At 64.8% G+C, this 16,373-nt stretch carries 15 protein-coding genes; 9 read left to right on the top strand and 6 right to left on the bottom strand.

Annotated features, from left to right (window positions below; genetic code table 11):
* Positions 1-17: 17 nt before the first annotated feature.
* Positions 18-929, top strand: coding sequence for a ribokinase (locus NKI17_RS17925; protein WP_352647409.1), 912 nt, complete (start codon positions 18-20; stop codon positions 927-929).
* Positions 930-939: 10 nt separating this feature from the next.
* Here the strand turns inward: NKI17_RS17925 and NKI17_RS17920 are convergent, their stop codons facing one another.
* Positions 940-1,965: a LacI family DNA-binding transcriptional regulator gene (locus NKI17_RS17920; RefSeq protein WP_352906437.1), complete on the bottom strand. Its 1,026-nt coding sequence runs from the start codon at positions 1,963-1,965 to the stop codon at positions 940-942.
* 195 nt (positions 1,966-2,160) lie between these two features.
* On the opposite strand from NKI17_RS17920, the gene NKI17_RS17915 reads away from it, so the two are divergent.
* From NKI17_RS17915 to NKI17_RS17895, 5 genes are all read left to right on the top strand, one after another.
* Complete coding sequence (locus tag NKI17_RS17915) at positions 2,161-3,195, top strand: Gfo/Idh/MocA family protein (protein ID WP_352906435.1); 1,035 nt, start codon at positions 2,161-2,163, stop codon at positions 3,193-3,195.
* Positions 3,195-4,100, top strand: a complete 906-nt coding sequence (locus NKI17_RS17910; RefSeq protein ID WP_502894538.1) for a sugar phosphate isomerase/epimerase family protein — start codon at positions 3,195-3,197, stop codon at positions 4,098-4,100. The genes NKI17_RS17915 and NKI17_RS17910 overlap by 1 nt, the downstream gene beginning before the upstream one ends.
* 165 nt (positions 4,101-4,265) lie before the next feature.
* Positions 4,266-5,279: a substrate-binding domain-containing protein gene (locus tag NKI17_RS17905; RefSeq protein ID WP_352589924.1), complete on the top strand. Its 1,014-nt coding sequence runs from the start codon at positions 4,266-4,268 to the stop codon at positions 5,277-5,279.
* An 86-nt stretch (positions 5,280-5,365) separates the two neighbouring features.
* Positions 5,366-6,163: an ATP-binding cassette domain-containing protein gene (locus tag NKI17_RS17900; protein WP_352692016.1), complete on the top strand. Its 798-nt coding sequence runs from the start codon at positions 5,366-5,368 to the stop codon at positions 6,161-6,163.
* Positions 6,160-7,209: an ABC transporter permease gene (locus NKI17_RS17895; RefSeq protein ID WP_352692014.1), complete on the top strand. Its 1,050-nt coding sequence runs from the start codon at positions 6,160-6,162 to the stop codon at positions 7,207-7,209. The genes NKI17_RS17900 and NKI17_RS17895 overlap by 4 nt, the downstream gene beginning before the upstream one ends.
* A gap of 9 nt (positions 7,210-7,218) precedes the next feature.
* Here NKI17_RS17895 and NKI17_RS17890 read toward each other — a convergent pair whose 3' ends face one another.
* The gene (locus NKI17_RS17890) at positions 7,219-9,942 is read right to left on the bottom strand and encodes an ATP-dependent helicase (protein WP_352692012.1); all 2,724 of its coding nucleotides are present in this window, start codon (positions 9,940-9,942) and stop codon (positions 7,219-7,221) included.
* 252 nt (positions 9,943-10,194) lie between these two features.
* On the opposite strand from NKI17_RS17890, the gene NKI17_RS17885 reads away from it, so the two are divergent.
* Positions 10,195-12,507 (top strand): glucose/quinate/shikimate family membrane-bound PQQ-dependent dehydrogenase, encoded by a 2,313-nt coding sequence (locus NKI17_RS17885; RefSeq protein ID WP_352906433.1) that lies wholly within the window; start codon positions 10,195-10,197, stop codon positions 12,505-12,507.
* 10 nt (positions 12,508-12,517) lie between these two features.
* Here NKI17_RS17885 and NKI17_RS17880 read toward each other — a convergent pair whose 3' ends face one another.
* Both NKI17_RS17880 and NKI17_RS17875 read right to left on the bottom strand, forming a co-directional pair.
* A complete protein-coding gene (locus tag NKI17_RS17880) occupies positions 12,518-12,949 on the bottom strand; it encodes a hypothetical protein (RefSeq protein ID WP_352692009.1) in 432 nt (143 codons plus the stop codon).
* 9 nt (positions 12,950-12,958) lie between these two features.
* Positions 12,959-13,108, bottom strand: a complete 150-nt coding sequence (locus tag NKI17_RS17875) for a hypothetical protein (protein WP_023676719.1) — start codon at positions 13,106-13,108, stop codon at positions 12,959-12,961.
* A gap of 266 nt (positions 13,109-13,374) precedes the next feature.
* Here NKI17_RS17875 and NKI17_RS17870 point away from each other — a divergent pair, with 266 nt between their 5' ends.
* On the top strand, positions 13,375-14,274 hold the full coding sequence (locus NKI17_RS17870; RefSeq protein WP_352692008.1) for a dienelactone hydrolase family protein: 900 nt from the start codon (positions 13,375-13,377) through the stop codon (positions 14,272-14,274).
* On the opposite strand, the gene NKI17_RS17865 is transcribed toward NKI17_RS17870, so the two are convergent.
* Positions 14,275-15,177: an EamA family transporter gene (locus NKI17_RS17865; RefSeq protein WP_352570454.1), complete on the bottom strand. Its 903-nt coding sequence runs from the start codon at positions 15,175-15,177 to the stop codon at positions 14,275-14,277.
* Between the two features lie 90 nt (positions 15,178-15,267).
* Here NKI17_RS17865 and NKI17_RS17860 point away from each other — a divergent pair, with 90 nt between their 5' ends.
* Positions 15,268-15,747: an Lrp/AsnC family transcriptional regulator gene (locus NKI17_RS17860; RefSeq protein ID WP_352570508.1), complete on the top strand. Its 480-nt coding sequence runs from the start codon at positions 15,268-15,270 to the stop codon at positions 15,745-15,747.
* A gap of 33 nt (positions 15,748-15,780) precedes the next feature.
* Here NKI17_RS17860 and NKI17_RS17855 read toward each other — a convergent pair whose 3' ends face one another.
* The gene (locus NKI17_RS17855; RefSeq protein WP_352570453.1) at positions 15,781-16,311 is read right to left on the bottom strand and encodes a hypothetical protein; all 531 of its coding nucleotides are present in this window, start codon (positions 16,309-16,311) and stop codon (positions 15,781-15,783) included.
* Between the last annotated feature and the right edge of the window lie 62 nt (positions 16,312-16,373).

Raw genomic sequence — 16,373 nt, 5'->3', positions numbered from 1 at the left:
ATGAAAGTTTGGGGCGCATGACAACCGCGCTGGTGACGGTGTTCGGCAGCCTGCATTACGACATCATGGTCGAGGCGCCTGACCGCCCGCGCAAGGGCGAAACCGTGACCGGCCATGCCTGGCAGCCGAAATGCGGCGGCAAGGGCGGGAACCAGGCTGTCTCGGCGGCACGGGCCGGCGTGCGCGCAGCGATGATCGGCGCGGTTGGCGATGACGATTTCGGCCGCGCGCTTCTCGACAATCTCGGCCGCTGCGGCGTCGACAGCCGCTTCGTACGGGTCGCGCCTGGCGCCGGCTCGGGCATGAGCGTGGCGATTTTCGACGACGGCGGCGACTATGGCGCGGTGATCGTCTCAGGCAGTAATCTCACCTTGGGTGAGAAGGACATCGCAGAGGCGGCAGAAATGATCGCGCACACTTCGGTGCTGCTGCTGCAGAACGAGGTGCCGGAACCCGCCAACATCGCTGCCGCGCGGGCGGTGAGGAGACATGGCGGCCGCGTCGTCCTCAATGCGGCACCCGCACGAAAACTGTCCGGCGAACTGATCGCACTCACCGATATCGTCATCGTCAATGCCATCGAGGCGGAGTTCCTGGCCGGCATTGCGGTCGTCGACACGCTCGAGGGTGCTGCGAAGGCGGCCGGCATGCTCGTCGGTTTCTATCCGGCTGCAATCGTCACGGCCGGCGGCGAGGGCGTTGCCTATTGCGACCGCGACGGCCAGGCATTCGCCTTGCCGGCGATGCCGGTGGAGGTGGTCAGCACCCACGGTGCCGGTGATGAATTCGTCGGCGCCTTTGCGGCGTGGCTTGCGCGTGGAGAGCCCGTCGAGGCGGCACTTGCCGCCGCCAATGCCGCCGCTGCCTCGCTGGTCGCAACGCCGGAGCGCGAGCGCGGGGGTCTTGATCAATCTGAGCCTGCTCAGTGACCGCCGCGATTCAATCGCTGTCGCGCGCGATCAGTTCCAGCGGCCAGACTTCACGGATGATGCGGGCGCCTTCGTCGCCGGCGTAAGCCGGGATCGATGCCAGCAGCATTTCGGCCAACCGCTCGCCCATCGGCTCAAGCGCCGGGCGGAAGCCGGTCAGCGCCGGCGAAAAATAGCGGCAAAGCGGCGTGTCGACGATGACGATCACCGCGACGTCGTGGCCGGGCCTGATGCCGGCCTCGGCCAAAGCCTTGCAGCCGCCAAGCGCCATCGCGTCATTGTTGAAGATGATGGCCGTCGGCGGGTCCTTGGAGCGCATGACCTTCGGCGTCACGGCGTAGCCGCCGGCCTCGTTGATGAAGCCGTCGGCGATCAGTTCGGGGTCGAACTCGATGCCGTGCCGCCGCAACGCCTTGCGATAGCCGGCGAGGAACAGATAGCCGAAATTGAGGTCGAGCGACGGGCGGATGGCGGCGATGCGGCGGTGACCGCGCGCGACGAGACGATCGACCGCGTCAGCCCCGGCTTTTTCGAAATCGAGGTCGAGCGAGGGATAGGAATCGCCGCCGGAGCGGCTGCGGCCGAGCGTTGCGAACGGGAAACCGGCCTGGGTCAGATAGTCGATGCGCTCGTCCTCGCGCCGCGTCCAGGCCAGCACCACCGCATCGGCCCGCCGCGTCTCGACGACACGGCGCAGGCGCTCCTGCTGATAGTCGCCCGGCGCGCCCATCACTACGATCAGGTCGAGGCCGCTTTCGGCGAGCTTGGCCTGCAACCCGGTCAGGAACGGAATGAAGAACGGCTCGCCATATTCCTGGTCGCCCGGATGCGGCTGCAGCATGAAGGCGATCGAATGGGTAGCGCCGCGCCGCAGGCTGCGGCCGGACTGGTTCGGTGAATAGTTCAGCTTCTTGGCCGCATCGAGCACGCGCTGACGCGTGTCGGCATTGACGTCGGCGCGGCCGTTGAGCGCGCGCGACACCGTGCCGATGGAAATATTCAGGTGACGTGCAAGGTCGTGAATACTGGACGCCAAAGGACAGTTCTCCCCCTTGCTTGGCTAGCACCGGCCGCTCTTCAGGCCAAGCCGGCATCACGTTTTTCGCTATCGGCCAATTGACATTCTACGCCATCGGGTGTGTTCTCGTAAACGTTTACGGAAGAACGTTTGCGGCCCTGCCGTGAACGCCGTAACGATCGGTCTGGAGGGGCCGAGAGGGAGGAGTGCTGGATGATCAATGTCGTCCTGGTCGGCTGCGGCGCGATGAGCAAAGCCTGGCTCGATGCGGCCAAGCAGATCGACGGGCTCGCCATTGTCGGCCTGGTCGATATCGACGCCGAAAGGGCGCGGGCAAGGGCGCGCGAATACGAGCTTTCCGGCGCCGTCATCGGAACCGAGCTCGACGCCGTGCTCGACCAGACCAGGCCCGACGCGGTATTCGACGTCGTGGTTCCCGCCGCCCGCCGCGAGGTCGCGCTTTCCGCCTTTGCCCACCATTGCCATCTCTTGACCGAAAAGCCGCTGGCCGACAGCCCGGACAATGCGCGTGCCATTGTCGAGGCGGCCCGCAGCGCCGGCCGCATCCATGCCGTCGTGCAGAACCGCCGCTATGTCGCCAACGTCAGGCGCATCCGGCGCTTTCTCGATTCCGGCGCCATTGGTGCGCCAACCAGCATCCACGCCGATTTCTTCGTTGCGCCGCATTTCGGCGGTTTTCGCGAAGAGATGCGCCATGTGCTGCTGCTCGATATGGCGATCCACACATTCGATGCGGCCCGCTACATGGTGGCCGGCGAACCGGCCGGCGTCTATTGCCAGGAGTGGGAGCCGGCCAACTCCTGGTATCGGCAAGGGTCGTCGGCAGCCGCAAGCTTCGACCTCGGCGGCGGCAAGCTGTTCACCTATGCCGGCAGCTGGTGCGCGGCCGGCTTCCGTACCAGCTGGGACAGTACATGGCGGATCGTCGCCGAGCGCGGCAGCATTGTCTGGGACGGCGCGGACGGGTTGAAGGCGGAAGTCGTGCGGTCGGTCCGTGAAGGCCTGTTCGACCGCACCGAACCGATAGCCGTGCCGCCGCTCGACCCGGCAGATCGCGTCGGCGGCCATCTCGGCATCATCCAGGATTTCGTCCGCGCCGTCGAGACCGGCACCGAGCCGGAGACGCGCGGCGCCGACAACATCAAGAGCCTGGCCATGGTTTTCGCTGCGATCGAGAGCGCCGAAACCGGGCGCCGGGTCGCCATCGCTGCACAGGAAGGATCATGATGCCAAACCCGCTGCTCGACATCAGGATCGGCACAATGGTGCGGGCCAATCTGGACGACCCGGCCGCCTATGTCAGGCAGATTCTGCCGCTCGGCTTCGAGAGCATCCAGCCGTTCTTCTGGCAGACGCTGGGCGGCAAGGACATTCCACGGCTGGCAGGCGAGATCCGCGAGGCGATCGGCGATGCCGATGTCGTCGTCTCGTCAATCGGGGTGTTCGGCAACCCGCTGGAGAGCGGTGAAGTCGATCGCGGCGTGCTCCAGGCGTGGGAAACGATCATCGACAACGCGCATCTGTTCGGCACCAATGTGGTCAGCGGCTTTACCGGCCGCATCCGCGGCAAGCCGCTGCCCGACAGCCTGCCGCGCTTCCGCGAGGTCTGGGGGAAGCTGGCAAAGCGGGCCGCCGACAAGGGCGTGCGCATCGCCTTCGAGAACTGCGCCATGGACGGCAACTGGGCCAGCGGCGACTGGAACATCGCCCACAATCCGGACGCCTGGGAGCTGATGTTCAACGAATTGCCGGACGACAATCTCGGCCTGGAGTGGGAGCCCTGCCACCAGCTGGTCTATCTGATCGATCCGATCCCGCAGATCCGCAAATGGGCGCCGCGTATCTTCCACGTCCACGGCAAGGACGCGACGGTGCGCTGGGACGTGATCCGCGAACATGGCGTGTTCGGCCGCCTGCCGTTCGTTCAGATGCGCACGCCGGGTTTCGGCGACAGCGACTGGGCGCGGGTGATCAGTGAGCTGCGGCTGGCCGGCTACAAAGGTGCCATCGACATCGAGGGCTGGCACGACCCGGTCTATCGCGGCGATCTCGAGATCACCGGCCAGGCGCGTGCGCTGGATTATCTCCAACAATGCCGGGGAGGCGCGAGCTACCTGCCGAACCCGGTGTGAGGCTAATGCATGTCGCGCAAAAGTGCCCAGCGGTTTTGCGATAACGACATGCATAAAAACAGGACAAGCCGGCGGGAGGTGCCGGCCAGCGAAAGATTGCGGCGCAATGCCGAAGCGATCGTCAAAACCTCTCGGCTAGCGAGGGAACAAAGGGAGGATAAGTGCATGAGCATTACGATGAGAAGGACAGTTCTGCGCTCGACCGTCGCGGCGGCCGCGATGGCGCTCGCCGCCGCACTCTCGACCTTGCCGGCGCAGGCGCTCGATGCCCAGTGGTGCAAGGATGTCCATATCCGTTTCTTCGTCGGCGGCGCCGAGGGCGATGCCTTCGGCACGATCGTCTATAACGGCGCCAAGCAGGCGGCGGCCGATCTCGGGCCGAAGGTCGACTACATCTTTTCCCAGTGGGATGTCGAGAAGATGGTGCAGCAATTGCGCGAGGCTGTCGCGGTCAAGCCCCAAGGCATCGCCATGATGGGCCACCCCGGCGACGCTTCGATCATGCCGCTGGCCGAACAGGCGCACAAGGACGGCATCAAGATGATGTACCAGAACGTGCCGGTGCCGACGGTCACGGCGGCGTTCGGCGGCGGCTATGTCGGCGCCCAGCAGGAGCAGCAGGGCCGCGCGCTCGGCGCCGAGGCGGTCAAGCTGGCCGGGCTCAAGGCCGGCGACAAGGCGATCATGATCGGCCCGTTCGAGAACGAGAGCCGCGGCGCGCGCGAGCGCGGCACTGTCGCTGCCCTCAAGGAAGCGGGCGTCGAGGTCATACAGCTCTCCTCGCCGCCAAGCGGCGAATGGGCTTCCGACCCCAATCTAGCCATTCCGGTGATCACCGCGGCACTGCTCAACAATCCCGACGTCAAGGCGGTTGGCTATCCAGGCGGACAGATGCTGGGCAACGTCCCGACTTACATGCAGGCGGCGGGCAGGAAGCCGGGCGATATCTTCAACTTCGGCTTCGACACCAGCCCGCAGATCGTCGAGGGCTTCAAGGGCGGCTGGGTGCAACTGACGGCCGACCAGCAGCCGTTCCTGCAAGGCTATCTGCCGATCCTCAGCCTCTGCCAGCAGGTGGTGCTCGGCCTTGCGCCGATGAATGTCGACACCGGCGCCGGCTTCGTCACGCCGCAGAATTACGAGATCGTCGCCGAGCTCGCCAAGCAGGCGCTGCGCTGACCTCCCAAGCCGTCGGCCGGGATCGAGCCCGGCCGGCGGGACCGCCGGCGAAAAGGCCGGCACGCGACAATCAAGCGAGGATCGCCATGGCCGAACGCATCATCGAACTGCGCGACATCAGCAAGTCCTACGGCCAGGTCTATGCGCTGGGTGGGGTCAATCTCAGCGTCGATCGCGGCGAGGTGGTCGGCCTGATCGGCGACAATGGCGCCGGCAAGTCGACGCTGATCAAGATCCTGTCCGGCGTGGTCAAACCGACCAGCGGCGAGATTCTCGTCCGCGGCAAGCCGGTGACCGGATGGAGCCCTGCGCGCTCGCGCGACGCTGGCATCGAGACCGTGTTCCAGGACCGGGCGCTCGCCGTGCAGCAGACGATCGTGCGCAATATCTTCATGGGCCGCGAGCTCACCGGCTGGCTTGGCTGGCTAAAGGTCAACAAGGAGATCGCGGAGGCGAGCCGGCTGATGCGCGAGATCGGCTTCACCTCGAAAGTGTTCACGCCACAGTCGATCGTCGGCCAGCTCTCGGGCGGCGAACGCCAGGGCGTGGCGATCGCGCGGGCCATCTATAAGAAGGCGGAGTTGATAGTCCTCGACGAACCGACGACCGCGCTATCGCTGACCGAGACCGCCAAGGTCTTCCACTTTGTGCGCCAGGTGCGGGCGAGCGGGCGCTCGATCCTGTTCATCGGCCACAACATCCACCACGTCTTCGATATCGCCGATCGCTTCGTGGTGCTGGACCGCGGCAAGGTCGCGCTCACCGCCGACCGCAGCGAGGTCAAATCGGCCGAGGATCTGATCAATTTCATGGAAGACGTCGCCCACCCCAGCGGATTGCCGGGGTTGCACGACGCGGGCGATGCGGAGAGGGCGGCACGATGAGCAAGACCATGGAACCCGATCTGCAGAGCCCCCTCGGCGGCACGCATGGCGAAACCGCCGGGAAAGAGTGGAGACACCCGTCTGACAATTGGCTGCGCGGGTTCATCCTCGACAACCGCGCCGCGCTCGGCACGCTTGCCGTGTTCATCGTCATGATGGCGGTGTTCATGATCGCCAACCCGATCGTGTTCACCACCTGGTATCTCTACAGCTCCGTACTGACCACGCTGCCGGTGGCGCTGTTCGTGGTGGTGCCGCTGGTCTTCGTCGTCACCTGCGGCGAGATCGACCTGTCGTTTCCGGCGACGATGGGCTTTGCCTCCTGGGTGTTTGCGCTGGTCGTGCAGGCCGGCTACGACCCGTTCCTCGGCATCGCCGCCGCAATGGTCACCGGCATGCTGCTCGGCTTCCTGGTCGGCTCCCTGGTCGTTTATGGCGGGCTGTCGTCGCTGATCGCGACGCTCGGCATGAACTTCCTGCTGCGCGGCCTGATCCAGATCATCAACGAGGGCAGGTCGACGGCGCTGACCGGCCTTGCCGACAGCTGGGCCTACAAGATCTTCTCCAGCCAGCTTTACGGCATTCCGGTGCAGATCTTCTGGGCCATCGGCTTCGTCGTACTGTCGGCGCTGCTCTACAACCGCCATCGCTTCGGCGCGCAGGTCAAGGTGGTCGGCGACAATCCCGACAGCGCCCAGCAGATGGGTATCGACGTCAAGCGCGTGCGGGTGAAAGTGTTCGTCTTCGTCGGCATCGGCGCGGCAATCGCCGGCACGTTCTCGGTGATGATCAACTTCACCTGGTGGCCGACCGCCGGCGACGGCTATCTCCTGCCGGTGCTGGCATCGGTGTTCGTCGGCGGCACCCCGACCTGGGGCGGAATCGGCACCGTCGTCGGCGGCGCGATCGGCGCGGTCACGGTCTCTTTCATCCAGACTGGCGTCGTCGCGGCAGGCCTGAGCGGCTTCTACGTCCAGTTCTTCAACGGCCTGATCATCATCCTGTCGCTGCTCGGCCATAAATGGAACCAGGCGCGGTATCGATGAGGGGCGATTTCAAACCCCAGTAACAAATCCGTCCAGCACGCGTTTCTGGCCGGCTTTGTCGAAGTCGATGGTCAGCTTGTTGCCTTCGATGGCCGAGATGTTGCCGTTGCCGAATTTCTGGTGGAAGACGCGGTCGCCGACGCTGAAGGGGGATGGCGTGTCGGCGACGGATTTGGCGACCAGCTCGCCGTCGATGGTGCGGCCCTTGACCGAGGTGCGGCCGGCGCCGTAGCCGGAGTCGGTTTCGCCATAGCCGATGCGCTCGACCTGGTGGCCGGAGCGGGTGCCCCAATTGCGGTCGGTGGCCTCGGTGCGGTTGGCTTGGGCGCGCTGCCAGCCCGGCGTCGCATAGGTGCTGGAGAAAGCGCCGGATTTCTCGGCGCCGGAATTGCCGCCAATGTTGTCGAAGCGCGACGCCCCATAAGGATTCTGCCTGCCTGCCCCTTGGCCGCCGCGACCGGAGGCGAACGAGGCGCCGCCATAGGCATTGCCGTAGCCGCCGTAGGAGTTGCCGCTCTCGGAAACTTCGACATGGGCTTCCGGCAGCTCGTCGAGGAAGCGCGACGGGATGGTCGATTGCCAGAGGCCGTGGATGCGGCGGTTGGAGACGAACCAGATGTGCAGGTTCTTCTTGGCGCGGGTCAGGCCGACATAGGCGAGGCGGCGTTCCTCCTCGAGCCCGGAGCGGCCGCCCTCGTCGAGCGAGCGTTGGTGCGGGAACAGGCCTTCTTCCCAGCCGGGCAGGAACACGGTTTCGAATTCGAGGCCCTTGGCCGAATGCAGCGTCATGATGTTGACGGCGTCGAGCTCGGCATTCTGCTCGGCGTCCATCACCAGCGCGACATGTTCGAGGAAAGAACGCAGCGATTCGTACTCCTCCATGGAGCGGATCAGTTCTTTTAAGTTCTCGAGCCGGCCGGGCGCTTCGATCGAACGGTCGTTCTTCCACATGTCGGTGTAGCCGCTCTCCTCCAGAATGGTCTCGGCGAGCTCGGTGTGCGGCGTGGTTTCCAGCGCCTTCTGCCAGCGCTCGAAATTGGCCGATACCTCGCGCAGCGCGGCGCGCGGCTTCGGCTTCAGCTCGTCGCTCTCGGCGAGTTTTGCCGCCGCCTCCAGCATCGGGATGCGCAGCGCGCGTGCGGTGTCGTGGATCTGGCGGATGGTGGCCTCGCCCAAGCCGCGCTTCGGCACGTTGACGATGCGCTCGAAGGCGAGGTCGTCGGCGCCTTGCGCGACGACGCGGAAAAAGGCCAGCGCATCGCGGATTTCGAGGCGCTCGTAGAAGCGCGGGCCGCCGATGACGCGGTAGTTGAGGCCGAGCGTGACGAAGCGGTCCTCGAATTCGCGCATCTGGAAGGACGCGCGGACGAGGATCGCCATGTCGTTGAGATTGTGCTTCTGGCGCTGATAGGCCTCGATGGTCTCGCCGACGGCGCGGGCCTCCTCTTCGGAATCCCAGGCGGCATGGACATGCACCTTCTCGTCGTCCTCGGCGATCTTTTCGGTGAACAGCGTCTTGCCGAAGCGGCCCTCATTGTGGGCGATCAGGTGGGACGCCGTGCCGAGGATGTGCGCAGTGGAGCGATAATTGCGCTCCAGCCTTATGATGGTGGCGCCGGGGAAATCCTTGTCGAAGCGCAGGATGTTGTCGACCTCGGCGCCGCGCCAGCCATAGATCGACTGGTCGTCGTCGCCGACGCAGCAGATATTTACGGTGGACAGGCGCGGACTTCCCTCCCCCTTGAGGGGAGGGTGGCCGGGCGAAGCCCGGTCGGGTGGGGTCCGTGCGGCAGTGCTCGACCTACCGGCGGCAGTGCTCGACGCTCTAGCGGTGCCTTCTGCGGCGACCCCCTCCGCCCGCTTCGCGGGCACCTCCCCCTCAAGGGGGGAGGATTGCGGCCGCTGCGCCAGCAGCCGCAGCCACATGTACTGGGCGGTGTTGGTGTCCTGATACTCGTCAACGAGGATGTAGCGGAAGCGCTTGTGGTATTCCTTCAGCACGTCCGGATTGGCGCGGAAGATGCGGATCGGGTGGCACAGGAGATCGCCGAAGTCGCAAGCGTTCAGCGTTTTCAGGCGCTCCTGGTAGGCCTTGTAGAGCTCGCGGCCCTTGCCGTTGGCGAAGGCACGGGCATCGCCCTCGGGGATGTCGGCGGGGCCAAGGCCCTTGTTCTTCCAGCCGTCGATCATCTGGGCGAACTGCTTGGCCGGCCAGCGCTTGTCGTCCAGCCCTTCGGCCTGGATAAGCTGCTTGATCAGGCGCACCACGTCGTCGGTGTCGAGAATGGTGAAGTCGGATTTGAGCCCGGCCAGCTCGGCATGTCTGCGCAGCAGCTTCACTCCAATCGAGTGGAAGGTGCCGAGCCACGGCATGCCCTCGACATTGCCTTCGCCGATCAACAGGCCGATGCGCTGCTTCATCTCGCGCGCCGCCTTGTTGGTGAAGGTGACGGCGAGGATCTGCGAGGGGAAAGCCTTGCCGGTGGCAAGGATGTGGGCGATGCGGGTGGTCAGGACGCGCGTTTTGCCGGTGCCGGCGCCGGCCAGCACCAGCACCGGGCCTTCGGTGGTTTCCACCGCCAGCCGCTGCTCGGGGTTGAGGCCGTTGAGATAATCGGGCGCGTTGTTCTGGTTGCTGCGGGCAGCCATGGCGCGCGCGGCAATGCCCGACGGGGCCACGGGCCGCGCGTTCGGTTCGTCAAAAAAGGGCATGTCTTCCGAAAAGCCGGACATCTCCCCCCGAATGTAGTGATTCGGCAGCGAAAGGCCAGAAGTGTCTCCGTTTTGTTCTCTGTCCAGTCGGTAGACTCACAATCTGAATGGGTCCGCTAACCAAAACGCCGGGCTTGCGATGGGCCGGCGCCGTAAAACGCCGAGCTTGCTTGACAGGGGAGGCGGGCCGGAGAAAGTTGCGTGGGGGCAGGAACGCAATGCGGGGTTGCCCATGGACGCGTCGCGGAGCGCACCAGTCGAAGGAGCACCGTCTTGGCTGTGGTCATCACCTCCCTGATCCTTTTCCTCATCGGCCTGGCGGTTGGCGGCGGCGGCATCTGGCTCGTGACGCTGGGGGGCAGCTGGTATTACGTCATCGTCGGTCTAGCTTTCCTTGTCGCGGCCTGGCTGCTCTACAGGCGCAGATCCACGGCGCTGTGGCTCTACGCGGCGATCGTGCTCGGCACGCTCGCCTGGGCGGTCTGGGAGATCGGCTTCGACTGGTGGGAGCTCGGCCCGCGCGGCGGCATCATCGTGCTTGTCGCGCTGTGGCTATTGACACCATGGGCGCGGCGCGGGCTTACCGGTCCCGACGGACGCGCGCCGCTGATCCTCGCCGTGCTGGCATCGCTTGCCGTCGCCGGTTATTCGATGACGACCGATCCAAAGGATATTACGGGTGAACTCAACACCGACAAGGTGACGCCGACGGCCGATCTCGGCGGCAACGTGCCGGCTGGCGAATGGCACTATTACGGCCGCACGCAATATGGCCAGCGCTATTCGCCGCTCGACCAGATCACCGCCGAAAACGTTGCCAATCTGCAGCCGGCCTGGACCTATCGCACCGGCGACGTGAAAGGGCCCGACGACATCGGCGAGACGACCTATCAGGTGACGCCGCTAAAAATCGCCGACACGCTCTACATCTGCACGCCGCATAATTTCGCCATCGCCATCGATGCCGCGAGCGGTAAGGAGAAATGGCGCTTCGATCCGCAGGTCAAGCTCAACAAGGACCGCCAGCACCAGACCTGCCGCGGCGTGTCCTATTATGCCGATGCCAAGGTCGCCGCCGGCCAGCCCTGCGCCACACGCATCTACCTGCCGACATCCGACGCCCGGCTGATCGCGCTCGATGCGGCGAATGGCCAGGTCTGCCCGACTTTCGCCGAAGGCGGCACGCTGAACCTGCTCGCCAACATGCCATATCCGAAGCCGGGCTATTATTATTCGACCTCGGCGCCGCTGATCGTCGCCAACAAGATCATCGTCGGCGGCGCGGTCAACGACAATTATTCGACGCAGGAGCCGTCCGGGGTCATCCGTGCCTACGATGCCGACACCGGCGCGCTGTTGTGGAATTGGGATTCCGGCAATCCGGATCAGACGACGCCGCTGCCGCCGGACCAGACCTACACCAACAACTCACCCAACATGTGGTCGACGGCGAGCGTCGACGAGAAGCTCGGGCTGCTTTATGTGCCGCTCGGCAACAAGACGCCGGACCAACTCGGTGCCGGACGCAGCGCCAATGACGAGAAATTCTCCTCTTCGATCACCGCGCTCGATCTCAACAGCGGACAATTGCACTGGGTGCGGCAGACCGTGCACCACGATCTCTGGGACATGGACGTGCCGGCGCAGCCGACGCTGGTCGACATCACCACGGAAAGTGGCGTGGTGCCGGCGCTGGTCGGGCCGACCAAGCAGGGCGACCTCTATGTGCTCGACCGGCGCAGCGGCGAGCCGATCGTTCCGGTCAAGGAAGTACCGGCGCCGGGCGGCGCGATCGAGGGCGACCATACCTCGCCGACGCAGCCGCTCTCGGACCTGAGCTTCAGTCCGAAACCGCTGACCGGTGCCGACATGTGGGGCATCACCATGTTCGACCAGCTGGCCTGCCGGATCGAGCTCCGGAAGTTGCGCTATGAGGGCCGCTACACGCCGCCGTCGCTGCAGGGCTCGCTGATCTACCCCGGCAATTTCGGCACCTTCAACTGGGGCGGCGTGGCAGTCGATCCGGTCCGGCAGGTGATGTTCGGCATGCCGACATACCTGGCGTTCATCTCCAAGCTGGTGCCGCGCGCCGACGTGCCGCCGCCCGGCGACACCAAGGGCAGCGAACAGGGCCTGAACCGCAATGATGGTGCGCCTTACGCAGTAATATTGAAGCCGTTCCTGTCGCCGCTCGGCATTCCCTGCCAGGCGCCGCCCTGGGGCTATGTGGCGGGTGCCGACCTTCGGACCGGAAAGATCGTCTACAAGCATCGCAACGGCACCGTCTACGACATGACGCCATTGCCGCTGCCATTCAAGGTCGGCGTGCCCGGCATTGGCGGGCCGATGATTACTGCCGGCGGCGTCGCCTTCCTCGGTGCGGCGGTCGATGACTATGTGCGCGCTTATGACCTGACGACCGGCAAACAGCTCTGGCAGGCGCGGCTGCCGGCGGGCGGGCAGTCGACACCGATGACCTACACGGTAGCCGACGGGCGCCAGTTGGTCGTCATCGTTGCCGGCGGCCACGGCTCGGTCGGTACCAAGCCGGGCGACTATGTGATGGCCTATACGCTGCCGAAATAGAGAAGTTCCTTCAGAGCCCGAGATGCCCTTTCAGGTCGGGTACCGATGCAAGTACCTCACTGGTCAGCTGCGGGCCGGCGGCTGTCTCGGCCTGCTGGACCAGCATCGTGCCGGCTTGGCTGATCTGTGCGAGCGTAAGGCCTGATGCCTTGAGTATGGCGACGCCGTTGATCAGCGCGCCGGTCTTTTCGCCGAGAGCGCCACCGAGCGCGCCCTCCAGCGAGGACAGGAGGCCACCACCGGAAGCCGCGCCGGGAGCCATGACATCATACTGCTTGGCCAGGGCGTCTGCTCCCGGGATTTTGGCGAAGAAGTTCGACAGGGTCGTGCCTTCCGCCTCGTGTTCGAGCACCGAGAAAATCGTGCCGGCGATCTTTTCCGTCAAAGCCTGGTTGAGACCGGATTTCTGGGAGACGGTGTTGATGATGTCCTGAACGTCCATGACCTTTCCTCAGGCTTTGGTGTTTGCGGGCGGGTGCCGGTTGGCGCGGATCTTGATCAACGAACGTTTGAAGGCGGTGAAGGCCGTGAACCGCAGCGCCAGCAAAGCCATAGCGGCGAGGGCGAACCCACTTGCCAGAAGCGGGGAGGGAAAGGTCATGGGCGTATTCCTTCGTCGTCAATCAGGCATTCTTTTCCCGCCAAATGGCCATTCTCGTTCGCCAAATGGCCCGAGTATGGCATAGCCCTTCTTTTTACATTGTGGTGCGTGCATTTAGCATTGCCACAAAGGACCAAAATTTAACGACAGTGCGGCGCGAGGCATCACGGCCTCGTGCAGGGACTTATGGCAGCCTCACTCAGCCGTGACTGGACCAGGCAAGCTTCGGCTCTATGTTGCCGCGGGGGGCCGACGAGGAGCGCGCCATGACAACACCTGCCGGACCCACTGTCGTCGAGCCTGTCATTACCCAGGCGATGATCGATGCCTATGACGAATACACGCATCTGACGCTCGACCGACGGCGCTTCATGGAGCAATTGACCAGGCTTGCCGGATCGGGTGCGGCAGCTGCCGCGATCGCGCCGCTGCTGGCGGCGAACTCGGCCCAGGCGGCAATCGTGGCGGAAGACGATCCGCGTGTGAAAGGCAAGGACATCAGCTATCCCGGCAGCGCCGGCGAGATGAAGGGCTATCTGGTCAGGCCGGCGGACCAGACCGGCAAGCTTGGCACGGTCATCGTGGTGCACGAGAACAGGGGTCTCAACCCGCATATTCGCGATGTGGCGCGGCGCGTGGCGCTGGAAGGGTTCGTGGCGCTTGCGCCGGACTTCATGACACCGCTCGGCGGCACACCGGACGATGAAAACAGGGCACGTGACCTGTTTTCCCAGCTCGATCCAGCACAGGTCGCCGCCAATGCCGTGGCAACTGTCGCCTACCTCAAAGGCTACAAGGACGGCAACGGCAAGGTCGGCGCTGTCGGCTTCTGCTGGGGCGGCGGCACGGTGAACATGCTGGCCGTCAACGCGCCGGACCTCGCCGCCGCCGTCGCCTATTACGGCATGCAGCCACAGGCCGAGGACGTGCCGAAGATCAAGGCCGCGCTCATGCTGCATTATGCCGGGCTCGACACCCGCACCAATGCCGGCATCGATGCCTTCAAGAAGGCACTCGACGCGGCCCATGTCGAATACTCGGTCTATGTCTATGAAGGCGCCAACCATGCCTTCAACAACGAAACGTCGGCGGCCCGCTACGACAAGAAGGCGGCTGACCTCGCCTGGGGCCGGACGATCGCTTTCCTCAAGGAGAAGCTGGCCTGATCAGTCCGGCGCCGGCTTATGGAACGCCACGCCGGCCACCACCAGGGCGATGCCAAGGCAGTCGGTGAGGCTCGGCACCTGCCGCAGCACGATGACGCCGATCAACGTTGCGGTGACCGGCAGCAATGACAGCATCAGCGCGAAGCTGGAGCGCGGCAGCCGCGACATGGCAAGCTGGTCGCAAATATAGGGAATGACCGACGAGCAGATGCCGACGCCGACCCCCGCAAGCAGCAGCGGCGGCGCCGAGAAAGCCGGCAGAGCATCGGCGAAACCGATCGGCAGAACGACGAGAAGGGCGACCGCCATGGCGGCACCCAGCCCGGCGATGCCATCGCCGGCGCCGGCGCGCGCGACGCGGTGGCCGAGCACGATGTAGCCAACGAACAGCGTGCCGTTGAGGAAGGCCCAGAACAGGCCGACGGGATCGCTCGACCATTTGACGTCGATCAGCAACAGGGTGCCGGCGACAGCGATTGCGAGGGCGGCGAGATTGCGCGGGCTTCTGAGGCCAACAAGCGCAACGCCGATGGTGCCGACGAATTCGATCGCCGCCACCAGCGAGATCGGCAGCCGGTCGAGCGCCAGGTAAAACGAGCAATTCATCACCCCAAGGCAGACCCCGAAAGCCACAAGCAACAACCGCGTCGCGCGATCGGCGCGGGCGAAGACCGCCCATGGCCGGGTCAATGGGGCAAAGACGAGTGCCGCGGTGGCGATGCGCAGCCAAGCCATGCCGAGCACGCCGACATGCGGGAACAGCAGCACCGCGAAGGCCGGCCCGAGATAGTGGAACACGGCGCTGACGCCGAACCAGAGATGCGGTGGCACCGAGTTCGCCAGGGTAAAGGCGGGGCCGGCGAGTGCCGGACTTGCTGCTGGGGCTTGCGTCCGATCTTCCATAGGATCAGTATCGCAGGCGATTTTTGCCATTGATATGGATGATGGCCGGGCATTACGCCTTTTCCCTTTCTGAAAGCAAGGAACATTGCGCTGAAACGCCTTCGAAATGAAAATTCCGATCTGGATGCGGCTGACCTGAAAATCCTGCGCTTGCTGGAAGAGGATGCACGCACCAGCACCGCTGAACTGGCCCGCTCGGTCGGCCTGTCGGCGCCGAGCGTTGCCGAGCGCATCAAGCGACTGCAGGAAAGCGGTGTGATCGAGGCCTACACGGTGCGCATCAATCCGGCCGCGCTCGGCATGAAATTGTCGGCATGGCTGCGCATTCGGCCAGTGCCGGGGCAGCTCGCCGTCGTCGCCGAGATCATCCGCGACCTGCCGGAAATCGCCCAATGCGACCGGGTCACCGGTGAAGACTGTTTCATCGCGCTGGCGCATGTCGGCTCGGTGGCTGAACTCGAACGGGTGATCGACCGCATCATTCCCTATGCGATGACCAACACGGCGATCATCCAGTCGTCGCCGGTGGCGCCGCGGTCGCCGCTCGGGGCGGTGAAGCGGCCGCCCTGATGTCAACGCGTTGCTGGCGCCGCTAGACGGTGCTCAAGCTCGCGTCGCCACATCAAGGGCGCGCAGAGGAAAGTCCGCATCAACGGCAGACAGGTCATTCACCAGCATAATGGCGGCTTCGGCTTCTGCATCAGGAACTTCGGCAGCCATGGCGGCCAACCAAACCACACGACCCGGGACTCGGGCGGCCCAGCGCGATGCACCAGACAAACCTGTCATATTGTCCTCATAGGCCATTAACGGCCTATCGTCGCAATCGCCCTCAAGGGATGTTCGCGCCATGTCACACATCGTCGCCAGGTCACGGGAGATGCTCGCGAGGTCCGTTCGCGAGGCCGCTGCCTCTTCAAGCAACGCCAGGCAGGCGTGCAGAAAGGCAAGGAGAGCCTGGTCTCCGCCACCTGGTGCCGCGACGCGACGGCGAAGCGCAGCCAGAACGACTGTCAATTCGCTAACGCCGCGTTTGCCGGAGCGCCTGCGCTGTAAGAAGTCAAGCCTGACTGATATCGCCGCCGCCCATGTCGGCAATCCTGGTTCGATTTCAGACAGCGAGCCGTTCGCCATCTCGCATCTCCATTGCGATCCGCCAGCAATCCATATCGGCAGGGAGTAGGCAATGCAATTCA

It is taken from the genome of Mesorhizobium sp. M0816, assembly GCF_040320005.1.
In the GTDB taxonomy this organism is placed as follows: Bacteria; Pseudomonadota; Alphaproteobacteria; order Rhizobiales; family Rhizobiaceae; genus Mesorhizobium.
The sequence above is the reverse complement of the archived record's forward strand: the minus strand, read 5'-3'. Positions and strand labels throughout refer to the sequence as shown.